This is a genomic window from Paenibacillus sp. sgz302115, from assembly GCF_056120445.1.
This window is the reverse complement of record NZ_JBVYOK010000011.1, coordinates 165,838-181,314: the sequence shown is the minus strand read 5'-3', so window position 1 is coordinate 181,314 and position 15,477 is coordinate 165,838. Positions and strand designations below refer to the sequence as shown.

General features: G+C 51.9%; 16 protein-coding genes. 14 read left to right on the top strand and 2 right to left on the bottom strand.

Annotation, left to right across the window (positions count from 1 at the left end; all coding sequences use genetic code 11):
• Nucleotides 1-22 precede the first annotated feature (22 nt).
• The 14 genes from amaP (at nt 23) to spo0A (ending at nt 13,728) form a co-directional block, all read left to right on the top strand.
• Nucleotides 23-562, top strand: coding sequence for an alkaline shock response membrane anchor protein AmaP (gene amaP, locus AC0LWN_RS20490; RefSeq protein ID WP_474668543.1), 540 nt, complete (start codon nt 23-25; stop codon nt 560-562).
• Between the two features lie 15 nt (nt 563-577).
• Nucleotides 578-811: a DUF2273 domain-containing protein gene (locus AC0LWN_RS20485; protein WP_474668541.1), complete on the top strand. Its 234-nt coding sequence runs from the start codon at nt 578-580 to the stop codon at nt 809-811.
• 462 nt (nt 812-1,273) lie between these two features.
• Nucleotides 1,274-1,723 carry a transcription antitermination factor NusB gene (gene nusB, locus AC0LWN_RS20480; RefSeq protein ID WP_474668539.1) on the top strand — a complete coding sequence of 150 codons (450 nt, stop codon included), beginning with the start codon at nt 1,274-1,276 and terminating at the stop codon, nt 1,721-1,723.
• Between the two features lie 337 nt (nt 1,724-2,060).
• A complete protein-coding gene (folD, locus tag AC0LWN_RS20475; protein ID WP_474668537.1) occupies nt 2,061-2,924 on the top strand; it encodes a bifunctional methylenetetrahydrofolate dehydrogenase/methenyltetrahydrofolate cyclohydrolase FolD in 864 nt (287 codons plus the stop codon).
• 10 nt (nt 2,925-2,934) lie between these two features.
• The gene (gene xseA, locus AC0LWN_RS20470; RefSeq protein WP_474668535.1) at nt 2,935-4,302 is read left to right on the top strand and encodes an exodeoxyribonuclease VII large subunit; all 1,368 of its coding nucleotides are present in this window, start codon (nt 2,935-2,937) and stop codon (nt 4,300-4,302) included.
• A complete protein-coding gene (gene xseB, locus AC0LWN_RS20465) occupies nt 4,292-4,549 on the top strand; it encodes an exodeoxyribonuclease VII small subunit (RefSeq protein WP_474668533.1) in 258 nt (85 codons plus the stop codon). Before xseA ends, xseB begins: the two co-directional genes overlap by 11 nt.
• A complete protein-coding gene (locus AC0LWN_RS20460; protein ID WP_474668531.1) occupies nt 4,536-5,477 on the top strand; it encodes a polyprenyl synthetase family protein in 942 nt (313 codons plus the stop codon). The genes xseB and AC0LWN_RS20460 overlap by 14 nt, the downstream gene beginning before the upstream one ends.
• A 97-nt stretch (nt 5,478-5,574) precedes the next feature.
• Nucleotides 5,575-7,479, top strand: a complete 1,905-nt coding sequence (gene dxs / locus AC0LWN_RS20455) for a 1-deoxy-D-xylulose-5-phosphate synthase (RefSeq protein ID WP_474668529.1) — start codon at nt 5,575-5,577, stop codon at nt 7,477-7,479.
• A 46-nt stretch (nt 7,480-7,525) separates the two neighbouring features.
• On the top strand, nt 7,526-8,416 hold the full coding sequence (locus AC0LWN_RS20450) for a TlyA family RNA methyltransferase (RefSeq protein WP_474668527.1): 891 nt from the start codon (nt 7,526-7,528) through the stop codon (nt 8,414-8,416).
• Between the two features lie 335 nt (nt 8,417-8,751).
• Nucleotides 8,752-9,222, top strand: coding sequence for a hypothetical protein (locus AC0LWN_RS20445; protein WP_474668525.1), 471 nt, complete (start codon nt 8,752-8,754; stop codon nt 9,220-9,222).
• Between the two features lie 31 nt (nt 9,223-9,253).
• Entirely contained in the window at nt 9,254-9,703 is a 450-nt protein-coding gene (ahrC, locus tag AC0LWN_RS20440; RefSeq protein ID WP_458964099.1) for a transcriptional regulator AhrC/ArgR, read from the top strand.
• Nucleotides 9,704-9,739: 36 nt separating this feature from the next.
• Nucleotides 9,740-11,467 carry a DNA repair protein RecN gene (recN, locus tag AC0LWN_RS20435; protein ID WP_474668523.1) on the top strand — a complete coding sequence of 576 codons (1,728 nt, stop codon included), beginning with the start codon at nt 9,740-9,742 and terminating at the stop codon, nt 11,465-11,467.
• A gap of 114 nt (nt 11,468-11,581) precedes the next feature.
• Nucleotides 11,582-12,715 (top strand): SpoIVB peptidase, encoded by a 1,134-nt coding sequence (gene spoIVB, locus AC0LWN_RS20430; RefSeq protein WP_474668521.1) that lies wholly within the window; start codon nt 11,582-11,584, stop codon nt 12,713-12,715.
• Nucleotides 12,716-12,912: 197 nt separating this feature from the next.
• Complete coding sequence (gene spo0A, locus AC0LWN_RS20425) at nt 12,913-13,728, top strand: sporulation transcription factor Spo0A (RefSeq protein ID WP_458964102.1); 816 nt, start codon at nt 12,913-12,915, stop codon at nt 13,726-13,728.
• Between the two features lie 166 nt (nt 13,729-13,894).
• On the opposite strand, the gene AC0LWN_RS20420 is transcribed toward spo0A, so the two are convergent.
• Together AC0LWN_RS20420 and AC0LWN_RS20415 are read right to left on the bottom strand one after the other, a co-directional pair.
• Nucleotides 13,895-14,293: a TM2 domain-containing protein gene (locus tag AC0LWN_RS20420; protein WP_474668519.1), complete on the bottom strand. Its 399-nt coding sequence runs from the start codon at nt 14,291-14,293 to the stop codon at nt 13,895-13,897.
• 175 nt (nt 14,294-14,468) lie between these two features.
• Complete coding sequence (locus AC0LWN_RS20415; RefSeq protein WP_474668517.1) at nt 14,469-15,293, bottom strand: FlxA-like family protein; 825 nt, start codon at nt 15,291-15,293, stop codon at nt 14,469-14,471.
• Between the last annotated feature and the right edge of the window lie 184 nt (nt 15,294-15,477).

Sequence of the window (15,477 nt, the reverse complement as noted above, 5' to 3'; positions counted from 1 at the left end):
ATTTAAGGAGGTTATGAGACTCGTGGCAAAAATTTTGGACAGGCTTCTGCTGTTCCTCTACAGCTTAAGCATCGGAATATTATCTGTAATTGCCATCCTCCTCTTAAGCGGTGCCATTCCTGACTCCCTTGAGATACAGGATGGGCCTGCCGCCTATATTACCGCCATCGCCATTGCAGTCATTCTGTTCCTGCTCAGCCTCCGTTTCTTCTACATTTCCTTGCGCCGTGACCGTGCTTCCCTGCCTTCGGTTGACCAGCGTACAGAATACGGGGATATTCAAATCTCCATGGAAACGATTGAGAATCTGAGCCTGAAGGCAGCCGGCAAAGTCAAAGGAATCAGAGATCTGAAGTCGCGCATCCGCGTCTCCCAGGCCGGTCTTGAGATCATGATCCGCGCGGTGGTGGACGGAGAGAACTCTCTGCCGCTGCTGACTACAGAGGTACAGCGTCAGGTGCATGATTTTGTGCAGGAAACGACCGGGATTCCAGTGGCTGATGTCTCGGTGTACATTGCTAACCTCACGCAGTCTCCAAGCTTCAAAAGTCGAGTGGAATAGAGGTGAGTTTCCCTTATGTTTTGGAAAGCACTATGGGAAAGTCACGGGGGTAGGATTGCCGGGGTCACCTTCGGCGTCGTTCTCGGATTGATTTATTTGATTAGCGGTTTTTGGGATATGCTGTTCTTTGCACTGGTAGTGTTCATCGGATATACGCTTGGCAAAAGAAAGGATACCGCGCAGCCTCCTCTGTTTCAGTGGCAGGAGCTGGTGGAGCGGCTGTCCGGACGCTGGCGTCCCTTCAAGTGAACCGCGATAGCTTTTTCTCCCGGAGCCTGGAACCCGTTCGTCTGAGTTGCCTGATCTTCCGGAAGAAGGGCTGCGCGGTTTTTTTAGTTAGGATTTGCTAGGAAAATGGTGTTCTGTGAATGCCGCTTACTGAGGGAGAAGGGTTTTTCTGGGAGTTTTTGAAGACGAGATAGTACCTCTGAGTTGTAGTTGCAGTTTGTGCAATTAAAACTCCGTAATTATGCCTCATTTCTGTTTTAGCTGTATTTCGTACAATTAAATTCGGCCATTAGCGTAAGAAATGGATTTTTTCTGATTTTTAATTGTACGAAATGCAATTAGGGATAGAATCTGCTCCATTAAGCCGAAAATAGTTGCAGGAAATACAATTATAGATGCTGAGCATACGAATTAGGCAGCCTGAACGTGTGAAATTGATTTTTATAAATATAAGTTTGCGAAAGAAGATTGTAGGAGGATCAGATGAAGAGACGTTTAGCGAGAGAAATTATTATCCAAAGCCTGTATCAGATGGAAATGAATGATGTGGAAAGTGCGGATGCGGTAGAAATGCTGATTGCGGAAGCTTCGGAGGAGAATGAGACCGAGCGTGTCATTACAGATGAAATCGAACTAAAGGCTTATGTGGTGGAGCATGTGAATGGCGTGTGGGAGCATAAGATGGCCATTGACGACATGCTGGAGCATTACCTGAAGGGCTGGCAGATGAGCCGTCTCTCACGGGTGGACCGCCAGATTTTGCGTTTGGCTACTTTTGAAATGGTTTTTGCAAGTGATGTTCCGGCTAAGGTTGCCGTCAATGAGGCGATTGATTTGGCCAAACATTTCGGCACCGAGGATTCCGGAAAATTCGTGAACGGCGTGCTGGGCAAGATGATTCAGGAGCTTGATACACTGAAGACAGAACTGTAGGTTTTGATCGTTCGCCTGCTCACAGGGCGGACTTACGATAGAATATTATAAGCAATATAAGTTGAACTAAAGAAAATATGAAAGGGCAGAAGTGACGGAGGGGAAGTTTGGAACTGGAGGAGCGGTAGCGACCGCCTGAGAGCTTTCCGTAGGAAAGCTGGCATCGTAAGCATAGGCTGTATGCGGATTTCCACCGCGAAGAGCGGTACAAATCCGCAGACAACAGCGGCCGGAAGTCCAAACATTCCCCGCAGTTACGACCAGACCCCAATATGAAAGCTATAGTTCAGCTTGTATAGGCGAAATCTCAAAAGCAGATCAAAGGGGAGAAAATTACATGACAGCAGCAATCATCAGCGGTAAACAGGTATCTGAAGAAATTCGTATTGACATTGCCCGGGAAGTTGCCTTCCTTGCTCAGCGGGGCGTAAAGCCCGGTCTTGCTGTCGTGCTGGTCGGTGAAGATCCGGCTTCTCAGGTCTATGTTCGTAATAAAGAGAAATCGAGCACAGGGCTGGGCTTCCATTCCGAAGTGCACAGACTGGATGCTTCCACTAGCCAGGAAGAGCTGCTGGCACTCGTCGAAGAGTTGAACAGCCGTGATGAAATTGACGGAATCCTGGTTCAGCTTCCGCTTCCTAAGCATATTGACGAGAAGGCAGTAATTAATGCTATCGCGGTAGAAAAGGATGTTGACGGCTTCCATCCGATCAACGTGGGCAATCTGGTCATCGGGGACGACAGCCTGCTTCCTTGCACCCCTGCCGGCGTGATTGAGCTGATTAAGCGGACCGGCACCGGAATGTCCGGCAAGCATGCGGTCGTTATCGGCCGCAGCAACATCGTTGGCAAACCGGTCTCCCTGCTGCTGCAGCGCGAGAATGCTACGGTAACGATGTGCCACTCGCGTACCGCGAACATCGCCGAGCTTAGCCGCCAAGCGGATATTTTGGTCGTGGCTATCGGCCGCGCGAACTTCATCGACGGTTCTTTTGTGAAGCCTGGAGCGATTGTCATTGATGTCGGGATGAACCGTCTGGACAATGGCAAGCTGGCCGGAGATGTCGATTATGAGAGCGCCAAGGAAGTTGCGGGATACATTACACCTGTGCCGGGCGGAGTTGGACCGATGACGATTACGATGCTAATGAACAACACGCTGATTGCAGCGAAACGCCGCCGCGGCCTGGATAAGGAATAGGTCCGGGTTTATGGCGGCAGAGCGGCAGGTCTATTCAATAAAAGAGCTTAACCGTTATATCCGCATGAAGCTGGATTCGGATGTGGTTCTCTCCGATGTGTGGGTTCGCGGAGAAATCTCCAATTTCACGCACCACGGCAGCGGGCATATGTATTTCACGCTTAAGGATGAGAGCAGCCGGATCAAGTCCATTATGTTCGCATCCCATAACCAGCGGCTGCCGTTTGTGCCAAAGGAAGGCGCCAAGGTCATTGCCCGAGGCAATGTGACTGTATATGAGCGGGACGGGCAGTACCAGTTTTATGCAACGCATATGCAGCCCGACGGAATCGGCAGCCTGTACCTGGCCTATGAGCAGCTTAAGAACAAGCTGGAGCTGGAAGGACTGTTCGCAGCGGCGCGCAAGCGGCCGCTGCCGCGGTTTCCGCGCTGTATCGGGGTAGTAACCTCCCCAACGGGCGCGGCTGTGCGGGATATCATCATCACCCTGCAGCGGCGGTTTCCGCAGGTGGCAATTGTGCTTTACCCAGTACTGGTGCAAGGCAAAGGTGCGGGGCCTTCCATTGTGAAGGCTATTCAGAACCTGAACGCCATGGGCGAGGCCGATGTGCTCATCGTCGGCCGCGGCGGCGGCTCCCTGGAGGAGCTGTGGGCCTTCAACGAGGAGGCCGTGGCCCGGGCGATTGCGGCCTCCGGCATTCCGGTCATCTCGGCCGTCGGCCATGAGACCGACTTCACAATCGCCGACTTCGCCGCCGATCTTCGGGCTGCGACCCCTACGGCGGCGGCCGAGCTGGCTGTGCCGCACGCCGCCGAGCTGGCGGCGCAGCTTCGCACAGCGCAGCAGCGCCTGCGGCAAGGGCTGCTGCGCCGCTCGCAGCGCGGCGGCGAGCGCCTGGCCTCGCTGCAGCGCTCGCTGGCGCTGGTCGGCCCGCGCCGCCAGCTGGCCCAGCACGCGCAGCGGCTGGACATGCTGCGCGCGGCCTTGCGCCGCGCAGCAGAGACCCGGCACGGCCGCGCGCGGGAGCGCCAGGCCGTGCTGCATCACAGCCTGCAGCGGTTCCACCCGCTGGGCAGTGTCAATGCGGCCCGGCAGCGCACGGAGAGCATCACCCGCGAGCTTGCGGGTGCGATGCAGGCGCGCCTGCAGGAGAAGCGCTCGCGCTTCGCCGCCGAGCTGCGCCAGCTTGATGCGCTCAGCCCGCTTAAGGTGATGTCGCGGGGCTACAGCCTCGTCTACGACGAGAAGGAAGAGCATTTAATCAAATCGCTGAAGGAAGTAGAGCTTGGCGATGTGGTCAACATAAAGCTGAACGACGGACAGCTAAGCTGTCAGGTATGGGGAATGAAGGAGGATGGCATAACGAATGGCGAATGAAGCTGAACTGGATTTTGAGGGCGCGATGGAACGGCTGGAAGAAATCGTGCGTGAGCTTGAGCATGGCGACGTTCCCCTGGAGAAGGCAATTGATTTGTTCCAGCAGGGCATGAAGCTGTCGCAGCTTTGCGGGAGCAAGCTGGAGCAGGTGGAGCGGAAGATCGAAATGATCACCGAGATGGACGGGGAGCTGCGCAAGAAACCGTTCGGTGCCCGGCTGGAAGGTGACAGCGATGAGCCGCTTTGAGCAGATGCCGGGAGCGGAGAGTGCTGAAAAGCGTCAGCCGCTCGGGGAATATATCTCCGAGATCAGCGCGCTGGTCATGAATGAGCTGGATAGCACCTTCCCTTTGCAGTGGCAGGTTCCAGGCAAGCTGAAGGATGCGATGAATTACTCCCTGCAGGCAGGCGGCAAACGCCTGCGCCCGCTGCTTGTCATTGCCGCCTGCGAAGCGCTCGGAGGCCGCCGCGAGGCGGCGTTGCCGGTAGCTGCGGCAATTGAAATGGTACATACCTACTCGCTGATCCATGATGATCTGCCGGCTATGGATAATGACGATTACCGGCGCGGGAAGCTGACCAACCATAAAGTATTCGGAGAGGCCACCGCTATTCTGGCTGGGGATGCGCTGCTTACCCATGCTTTTTATAGCGTGGTCCAAGCTTCCCGGAGACATGGCGCTTCTGCAGACAGTGTGCTTTCCATCGTTGAGGACCTGGCTGAAATGTCCGGGCCGCGCGGCATGGTCGGAGGCCAGATCGCCGATATGGAAGGCGAGCAGGGGCTTACCGATCTGCAGCAGCTGCAGTATATCCACCGTCACAAGACGGGGGATCTGATCATTTTCTCCCTGATGGCCGGCGGGCGGATCGCAGGTGCGGACAGCAGACAGCTCGAGGCACTGCGTGACTTTGGGACCCACATTGGACTGGCCTTTCAGATTCAGGATGATATTCTTGATCTCGTTGGCGACGAAGGTAAGCTCGGCAAAAAAACAGGCAGCGACATCAAGCAGCACAAGGTCACTTACCCTTATTTCATCGGGCTGGAAGCCTCCCGCGAAGAGGTGAAGCGGCTGACGGAAGCCGCACGAAATGCAGTGCTGGAAGGCGGTTTTCATGACAATACGCGTCTGCTGGATATTGCGGAATACCTTATGGCGCGCGATCATTAATATCAAATTTTGGAGCGGCTGTGTTTCGACGGCCGTTTCATTTGTGTTATAATGGGTTTTATATAATTTACAACATCTAGGAAAGCGGGGAATACTCGTGCTGCTTCCACAAATAAATGATCCGCAGCAACTTAAATCTTTGTCAGTCGAGGAGCTGGCTACCCTTGCGGAGGAGATCCGCCGGTTTCTGATCGAGAAGCTTACGGTAACTGGCGGACACCTCGGATCGAATCTCGGGGTAGTGGAGCTCACGCTGGCCCTGCATTACTGTTATAACAGCCCTCGGGACAAAATGATCTATGACGTTGGCCATCAGGCTTATGTGCATAAGATTCTGACCGGACGCCAGGACCGTTTTGACACGCTGCGCAAAAAGGACGGATTATGCGGCTTCGTGAAACGCTCAGAGAGCGAGCATGATGTATGGGAAGCCGGACACAGCAGCACCTCCCTGTCCGCAGCAATAGGGATGGCGATGGCCCGTGACCTGAAGGGCGAGGACAACAAGGTGATCGCTGTGATCGGGGACGGGGCGCTGACCGGAGGGATGGCGTTTGAAGCGCTGAACCATATCGGCCATGAACAGCGCAAGCTGATGGTTATTCTGAATGACAACGAGATGTCCATTGCTCCGAACGTAGGGGCGATGCACAATTATTTGAGCAAAATCCGTTCGGACCGCCATTATCTGCGGGCCAAGGATGAAGTAGAAGGCTTGCTCAAGAAAATTCCCGCCATCGGCGGAAGGCTTGCCAAGACCGCTCAGAGTGTGAAGGACAGTCTTAAATATATGATGGTTCCAGGCGTACTGTTCGAGGAGCTTGGCTTTACATATCTTGGACCGGTTGACGGCCATGACGTGGAGAAGCTGATTGATGCCTTCCATCAGGCGGATAATGTATCCGGGCCTGTCCTGGTGCATGTTCTGACCACGAAAGGCAAAGGCTACAAACCTGCTGAAACCGATTTCTATAAATCGCATGCGATCTCCCCTTACAAGATTGAATCCGGCCAGTCCCTGAAGGCGGTAGGCACTCCGATGTACACCGAAGTGTTCGGTGAGACGCTGATTGAGCTGGGACGCGAAGACAAGAGGCTCATTGCTGTGACTCCGGCGATGCCGGGCGGCTCCGGTCTGTTCCCGTTCGCCAAGGAGTTTCCGGACCGGATGATTGATGTCGGCATTGCCGAGCAGCATGCGGCTACGCTCTGTGCGGCGCTGGCGATGGAAGGGCTGAAGCCGGTATACGCCGTCTACTCGACCTTTATGCAGCGGGCTTACGATCAGATTGTGCATGATATCTGCCGTCATAACGCTAATGTTATGTTCGCCATTGACCGTGCGGGCTTTGTGGGTGCCGACGGCGAGACGCACCAGGGCGTATACGATATCGCCTTTATGCGCCACATCCCCAACATGGTAATGATGATGCCGAAGGATGAAAATGAGCTGCGTCATATGATGAAGACGGCGCTGGAGTATAACGACGGGCCGATTGCCTACCGTTATCCGCGCATTAACGGAACAGGGGTCGCGCTGGATGCCGAGCTGAAGGTTCTGCCGATTGGCTCCTGGGAGCGCCTGCGACCGGGCGATGATTATGCTGTGCTGGCCTGCGGCCCGATGGTTCAGGTGGCCGAGGAAGCAGCGGAGCAGCTTAAGCGTGAGGGCATTCAGGTGGGCGTTGTCAATGCACGGTTCCTGAAGCCGCTTGACAGCTCCATGCTGCTGGATCTGGCCCAAGCCGGAACCGGAATGATTGTGCTGGAAGAAGCCAGCCAGGCGGGAAGCCTGGGCAGCGCAGTGCTTGAATTTTATGCGGAGCATGAAATTTATGATGCGCGGGTTCATTTGATGGGCGTACCGGATGTTTTTGTCGAACATGGCTCCGTCAAGGAACAGCGCCAGGAGACCGGACTTACCGTTGAAGCCGTGATGGGCCGGATTAAGGCTATGAAGGCATTAAGCGCGTATTCCTACAAGACAACTTCAACCTCCTGAACAGGAACGTCGAAGCGGTAACATGAAGAACAATCAGGAGATGACCATGGAACACCCAAAAGAACGGATAGATGTATTGTTAGTGGAACAAGGCTTTTACGAGAGCCGTGAGAAGGCCAAGGCTGCAATTATGGCTGGTCTTGTGCTTGCGGATGAAGAGCGGATTGAGAAGGCCGGCATGAAGGTGCCGCGCAGCGCTACCTTGAGGGTTAAAGGTGCAGTGCACCCTTATGTCAGCCGGGGCGGACTGAAGCTGGAGAAGGCGCTGCGGCAGTTTGGCATTGATCTGAACGGGCGTACCATGCTGGATATCGGCTCTTCTACAGGCGGCTTCACCGATTGTGCCCTCCAGAATGGAGTGAGCCATGTATACGCTATTGATGTCGGCTATAACCAACTGGACTGGAGCTTGCGCAATGATGAGCGGGTAACTGTGATGGAGCAGACGAATTTCCGTTACATGACACCTCCTGATCTGCAGGGGCCGGTTCCCGACTTTGCCAGTATAGATGTCTCATTCATATCTCTGAAGATTATTCTACCGCCGCTTAAGGCGCTGCTTAATCGTCCGGCAGATATTGCTGCGCTGATCAAGCCGCAATTCGAGGCTGGACGGGAAAAGGTAGGCAAATCCGGCGTAGTCCGTGAACCGGCTGTCCACAAGGAAGTGCTGATGAATGTGCTGGGCATGGCCGCAGAGCTGGGCTACCGTCTGGAAGGCTTAACCTTTTCTCCGATCACCGGCGGGGAAGGGAATATAGAGTTTTTGGCACACTGGAAGCTGCTTCCCGATACTGTGGAGACTGCAGCAGGGGAGCATGATGCAGCCGGGGGCCGTAAGCCGGAGGATTTCGCAGCGCTCGCCGATACAGTGATTGGGGAAGCCACGAACACCTTCAAAGTCAGTAACTCTGGAAACTCATCGAAGAAACGATGAGTTTCTTTTGCTTAATCTTGGCTATATAAGGTGAACTGAAAAAAACATAAAAAAGGTAGGAGTGCGGAGGGGAAGTTTGGATACTTACGGAGCGATAGCTACCGCCTGAGAGCTTTCCGTAGGAAAGCTGGCCGTATGATTAGGCTGTCTGCGGATTTCAACCGCGAACAGCGGTACAATTGAAGAAATCTGCAGACAACAGCGGCCGGAAATCCAAACATTCCCCGCAGTACTACTAGACCCTTGTCCCCCCATCTGCGAATTCTGGGCAAACTAAGCTGTAATAAGCAGGATTTCACCAGCCCTCAAGCGAATTAGTCACCGAGGTGATGAAATTGGCGGGCTCGGATCAGGCCGTGATGGTGTTAATTGGACTGGTGGTCGCAATATTTGTCATTTACCGGATTTACATATGGCTGCAAGGCTCTCCGCGTTCTTTTATGAAGGACCGTGTGCCGCTCAACAAGGATATTCTGCCCTCACCATCCATCGATTTGCTGGAAGCGGCAGGTTATGAGGTGATTGGCGGCAAATTGAAAATCCCCTTGTCCTTCAAGGTGGATGGGGCTTCCATGTACAGCAGGCTGTTCATTGATTACGTGGCCAGCAAGGAAGAAGACAGTTTCTATTTGGTGATACTGTCCCGCCCGCGCAAAGCACTGGAGCTTACCGGCAGCGGACTTCGAGACGCCCTGTTGCCCTATCTGCTGATCTACCCTGAATGCAGCGGAGTGCTGTATGTCAACACCGCCACCTCCGTGATCCATGAGATCAAGCTCGGCAAAGATGATGGAGAATCCAATTAAGGCTCAAACTTTTAAAATATGGGAGGCAACAATGAAGGGACACAGGCACATTAAAATACGTGAAATCATTACGCAACAGGAAATTGAGACACAGGATGATCTGGTTGAGGCGCTGCGCGAGGCCGGCTTCCAGGTAACCCAGGCTACAGTGTCGAGGGATATTAAGGAGCTGCTGCTGATCAAAGTCCCAATGGACGACGGCCGCTACAAATATTCCTTGCCTACAGACCAGCGTTATAACCCGACGCAGAAGCTGAAGCGCGTGCTGGTGGACAATTTTGTGCATATTGATTATTCCGCCAACCTTGTGGTGATGAAATGCCTTCCGGGAACGGCTAACTCTGTTGCAGCGCTGATTGACAATATTGATTGGCCGCAGATTATGGGCACCATTTCCGGCGATGATACCATCCTGATTATTTGCCGCCAGCCGGAGGACAGCAAAAACGTCATTTCACAAATCATGGGATATATATCCTAATCATTCTGCATACATCTTTTCGGAGGTGCTGTATTCGTGTTAGAAACGTTGTCGATCCGCAATCTCGCCGTTGTTGAAGCGGTGGATGTGCATTTTTATCCCGGTTTTCATGTGCTTACAGGGGAGACCGGAGCAGGTAAATCCATAATCATTGATGCGCTGGGGCTCGTGGTCGGTGGCCGGGGCTCTGCGGATTCCATCCGCTACGGGACGGAGAAGGCCGAGATGGAGGCGCTGTTCAGTCTGCCCGTCAGCCATCCCGTATGGGAAACGCTGGAGCGTCTGGGCATCACGGCGCAGCCTGAGGAGCACTTGGTTATCCGCCGTGAGATCACCTCTCTTGGCAAAAGCACCTCGCGCGTCAACGGGCAAATGGTGAATCTCAGCATGCTGCGGGAGATTGGTGAGCAGCTTGTGAATATTCACGGGCAGCATGAGCACCAGAATCTGCTGAAGGCGGAGCGCCATCTGGGTCTGCTGGATACATACGGTGAGGCTGTAATCGGACCGCTTAAAGCGGACTATCAAGAGAAATATACCGCTTTTGCCAAGGTGGAAAAAGAGCTCCGCGAGCTGCAGGAATCAAGCCAAAAGGCTTACCAGATGCTTGATTTATACCGTTTTCAGCTGGAGGAAATTTCTTCCGCCAGACTAAAACCGGGTGAGGATGAATTACTTGCCGAAGAAAGGGTCAAACTATCCCACAGCGAGAAAATGATGGATTCCGTCTCTGGCGCATACGAGCTGCTGTATGACCGGCAGGGTCTGGAGTTGATTGGCAATGTGATTTCCAAGCTGGAGGATGCAGTACGTTATGATGAAAAAGGTCTGCGGGCTGTTTTCGATCAGCTTCAGTCCTCATATTACCAGCTGGAGGATGTCGCTTTTCAGCTTCGCGATTACCGGGAGGATATTGAGTTCAATCCGGCGCGTCTGGAGGATATCGAGAACCGTCTGGATCTGATCTCCGGTCTGCGGCGCAAATATGGGGACAGCGTGGAGCAGATTCTGGCCTATTATGAACAAATTAGCCGGGAGACCGATCTGCTGGAGAACAAGGATGAATATATCGAGAAGCTGACGGTGAAGCGGGATGGACTTCTGAATACGCTAATGGAGGCGGCCGAAGCATTAAGCGGGGCCCGGCGGCAATGCGCAACTGATCTGGCGGCCCAGGTTGAGGGTGAGCTGAAGGATCTGCAGATGGAGCGGACCTCGCTGCAGGTCAAAATGGATACGCTGGAGGACCCGCGGGGCGTTGAATACCAGGACCGCCGTTACCGGCTGACCCGGCAGGGGATCGACAGTGCAGAGTTCATGATCTCCCCGAATCCCGGCGAACCGCTGAGACCTCTGGGCAAGATTGCCTCCGGCGGGGAGCTGTCGCGGATTATGCTGGCGATGAAGAGTATTTTTGCCCGGCATGATGCCATTCCTGTTCTGATTTTTGACGAAGTGGATACCGGGGTCAGCGGACGTGCGGCCCAGTCGATTGCCGATAAGCTGTACAAGCTCTCGTCCACCTGTCAGGTGTTCTCCATTACCCATCTGCCGCAGGTGGCCTGCATGGCCGACCATCAGTATCTGATCCGCAAAAAAGTCGAGGACGGACGCACGATGACCGAAGTCGAGTCGCTATCGGATGAAGGACGTGTGATGGAGCTGGCCCGGATGCTGGGCGGTGTGGAAATTACCGAAAAAACCTTGCATCACGCACAGGAAATGCTCGGTCTGGCCGAGGCCAGCAAAGCGGCTGCAGGGTAAGCGGGACAATGATTGACAGTAATAAAAGCCTGGGGGCAAGGTTATCTTATAGGTACGCAATTGGCGACCACCTTTTTCGTCAAGCGAAAGAAGCAAAAGGGAGCGTGACAGCCATTGAACCCGAACCTCAGGAAGTTAATACCCGGCCTTTTATTAGCCTTCTTTCTCAGCTTATCGGGCATAACGGGACCTCTTCAAAGCTATGCCGCACCGCTGGATATCCCGCCTGACCGAGCCGTTCAGGGGGAGGCCCGGAACCTTAAGGTCATCCCGGGAGGCCAGACCATTGGTGTGAAAGTAAAGTCCGCAGGCGTTTTGGTTGTAGGCCATCATCTGATTGAAGTATCGCATGAATCCAAGCTGTCACCCGGCGAGAACAGCGGTCTGCTGCCCGGAGATCTTATGATCTCCATTGACGGTGTGAAGCTGGACGAGGTATCCAAGGTAGCCAAGCTGGTGGAGCGTGCAGGCAAAGCAAATGAACCGCTCACCATTGTATTCAAGCGTGCCGGGAAAGAGCATACAGCAAAGCTGAAGCCGGCTTATGACCGCAATGACAAAGTGTGGCGGCTCGGTCTGTATATCCGCGATTCTGCAGCAGGTGTCGGCACCTTAACCTTTTATGCTCCAGAACAGGGAGTGTATGGCGCGCTGGGACATGTCATTACGGACATGAATACCGGAACACCGATTGTTGTCGGCAGCGGACACATTGTTCAATCCAGCGTCACCTCCATTTCCAAAAGCCAGGACGGAGATCCCGGGGAGAAGCGGGCCCAATTTCTGAAGGAGAGCCAGGTTCTAGGAAATGTGGAGAGCAACACTGATTTCGGGATTTTCGGTAAAATGACACGCAACCCGGATCATAGTCTGTACCAGGAGCCTATTCCGGTCGCCATGAGCAATGAGGTCAAAGAAGGGCCGGCACAAATTCTTACGGTTGTAGACGGACAGCAGGTTGAACGCTTCAGCGTGGAAATCATCCATGTCGCCCGTCAAGACACACCTGCCACCAAAGGCATGGTGCTGCGCATTACCGATCCCCGGCTGATTGATAAGACCGGCGGTATAGTTCAAGGCATGAGCGGCAGCCCAATTGTGCAGAATGGCCGTCTGGTTGGTGCAGTGACCCATGTCTTCGTCAATGATCCCAAATCGGGTTATGGCTGCTTCATCGAATGGATGCTTAAGGATTCCGGCGTTGCCCAGCAAGGATATAATCTTCCCTATAATCTTAAGGCGGTTTAGCCTTAAGATTTTTTGTCGAAGGGCAACGAGAAAGATCGAACAATGAAACAAAATATTTAATTATAATCTAATGCCGAAAAAAAATAAAGAAAAATAATTTTCGACAGAAGGATATTCAAATGGCATGTCGAAACAGTAAAGGAGCGAAGATAAATGTTATTTTCGAATAGCAGAGATAATTAAGGAGGAAGCAGCCAGTGCAGAATATTGAAGTGTTGTTGGCAGATGATAACAGGGAGTTTACGAATTTGCTTGCCGAGTACATTACGGAACAAGAAGATATGACTGTAACAGGCATCGCCTATAATGGGGAAGAAGTGCTTCAAATGCTGAGCGAAGCCCGCAAAATCCCCGATGTCCTTATCCTTGATATCATCATGCCGCACCTGGACGGATTAGGTGTTCTGGAGCGCTTGCGCGATATGGATTTGAAGCCGGAGCCGAAGATCATCATGCTGACCGCCTTCGGTCAAGAGAACATCACTCAGCGTGCTGTGCAGCTTGGAGCATCTTATTATATTTTGAAACCGTTCGATATGGAGGTTCTGGCCAACCGCGTGCGTCAGCTTGTCGGCACACAGGGCAGCATGAGCACATCATCCGGCGTGACCAGCTATTCCGGCTCCAGAGCAAGTAATGTAGTGCCGCTCTCCAAGGGAAAAAATCTGGATGCGAACATTACCTCGATCATCCATGAAATCGGCGTTCCTGCGCATATCAAAGGCTACCAATACTTACGCGAAGCCATTACAATGGTGTACAACAATATTGAGATCCTTGGTGCCATCACCAAGACCCTGTACCCGGCCATCGCCGAAAAATTCAAAACCACACCGTCACGCGTCGAGCGTGCCATCCGCCACGCCATCGAAGTCGCCTGGACCCGCGGCAACATCGACAGCATCAGCCATCTGTTCGGCTACACCATTAACATCTCCAAATCCAAGCCAACTAACTCGGAGTTTATTGCCATGGTTGCAGACAAGCTGCGGATCGAGCATAAGGTGTCTTGAAAGGGTAAGGATCAGGATACGTAAGGGGAACTTCTATACCATAATGCCAACTATAACGCTTTCTTACCTGATGTGGGCAGTACTTTTGGTTCTGTTGGATCATTTTGTATATGTACCCTAACAAATACCCCGGCTTTATACGAGCCGGGGTATTTGTTGATTTGGACTAGACGTAATATGGATTTGGTTTGAATAAAAGAATGATGAAGTCGACTAAAGTGCCGATTCCCATTAATCCTCCGGTAAAAAAGTACAGGATACCTGTACCGATTTTCCCTTCATAAAATCTATGTACACCGAATATTCCCAAGAAGAAGCAGAGTAAAACGGCAATCCATTTGTCTTTTTTTCTACCGGGGCCTCCGTTGTTATTAATATTAGTGTTCATATTTGAGTTGTTAATCACGATTTGAGGCTGAGAATTGCCCCCGTTCAACTCTTCAACTTGCAGTCCGCACTTATTACAAATGACCGCCTTGAGGTGTATTCTCTCCCCACAGTGTTTACAAAACTTTGTTTGATCCGAAAGATTCGGTTTTGTTGCTCCTAGATTTGAACCGGACATTTTATTCTCCCCCAGCAAACATAATATAGGTAATTTCACCTAGTAATATATTATCATATATTGTTGAAATGAAGGGAAAATTTTAATTTATTGGCCTTTCATAGAATTTAAAATACTCATTTTTATTTGTTGCTCATTAATAATGTAGTGATTTTCATGTTCTTAGACTTTGCACCTACACCCGGATATCAATCGACGGCGAAGCGGGATCTGCTGGCTCTGTTTTTGTGCTGGAGGCTTGAGCCTTATCAGTACCGTCTTTGTCTTTGCTTTTGGAGGATTTGTTTTTAACGTCTTTGTCGTCCTTATCCTCGGTGGGGTGGGGTGAGGCTGGGCCATTTTTTATTGCGGAGGCTTCGTTGTTGTTGTCCTTCAGGTCGGATACTAACTCTCCGATTTTGTTGTTGATGCCGTTTATGCTTGAGTTGATTTCCTGGATATGCTCCCTTTTGGATTGAAGAACAGTTCGTTCCGCATTCTCCAGCATTAGGGGTCTGCCAATATCATTTGTTGGATTATTGGACAGGCGATCCTCTTCCAGCTTAATTTCACCTTGTATCGGCTTAATCGAGCTTTCCATCTGCTTGCTGAGCCCAACGAGCTTGCCCAGACGGTCATAAGTGGTGTGGCTCTTTAGGATAACATCCATCGACTGGGCAACGGCACTTGTTTCAGGACTTGCTTCAGCGGTTGCTTCCGGCTTTTTGGTTTCCTCTTTTTTAGGCTGGGCTTTTTCGATTTTTTCCTGCATTTCCTCGGCTTTGATCTGGGCGATCTGGGCATCAGTTTCCTGTATGGATGTTTTCAAGGCTTGAATACGTTCCTGCTTCAGCTTTTTATCCATCGTTTCATTGGATCTGACCACTTCAATTTGTTCATTTAGCTGGGATTTTCGCTCGATCAGACTTTGAATTTCCTTGTCTCTTGATTTTGGAATGGCTTGAGAGTTAGTGGAGGGGACAGGGGTAGAGTTTTTGGATATGGATGAGATTGATGTCACAAGGATTTCCTCCCAATTTAAAGAATTTATTACCATGTACAAGCTATATCGGCAACTATTCCAAATTGATTAAGGGAATAACTGTTATTATGAAACATGAATTGTTCTGTTGTGTTATGATTAGAAGTGAAGTGACTGTCAGCTTTTGAAAATGAATAATGTTGCCCTTTCTTGTAGCCATCTA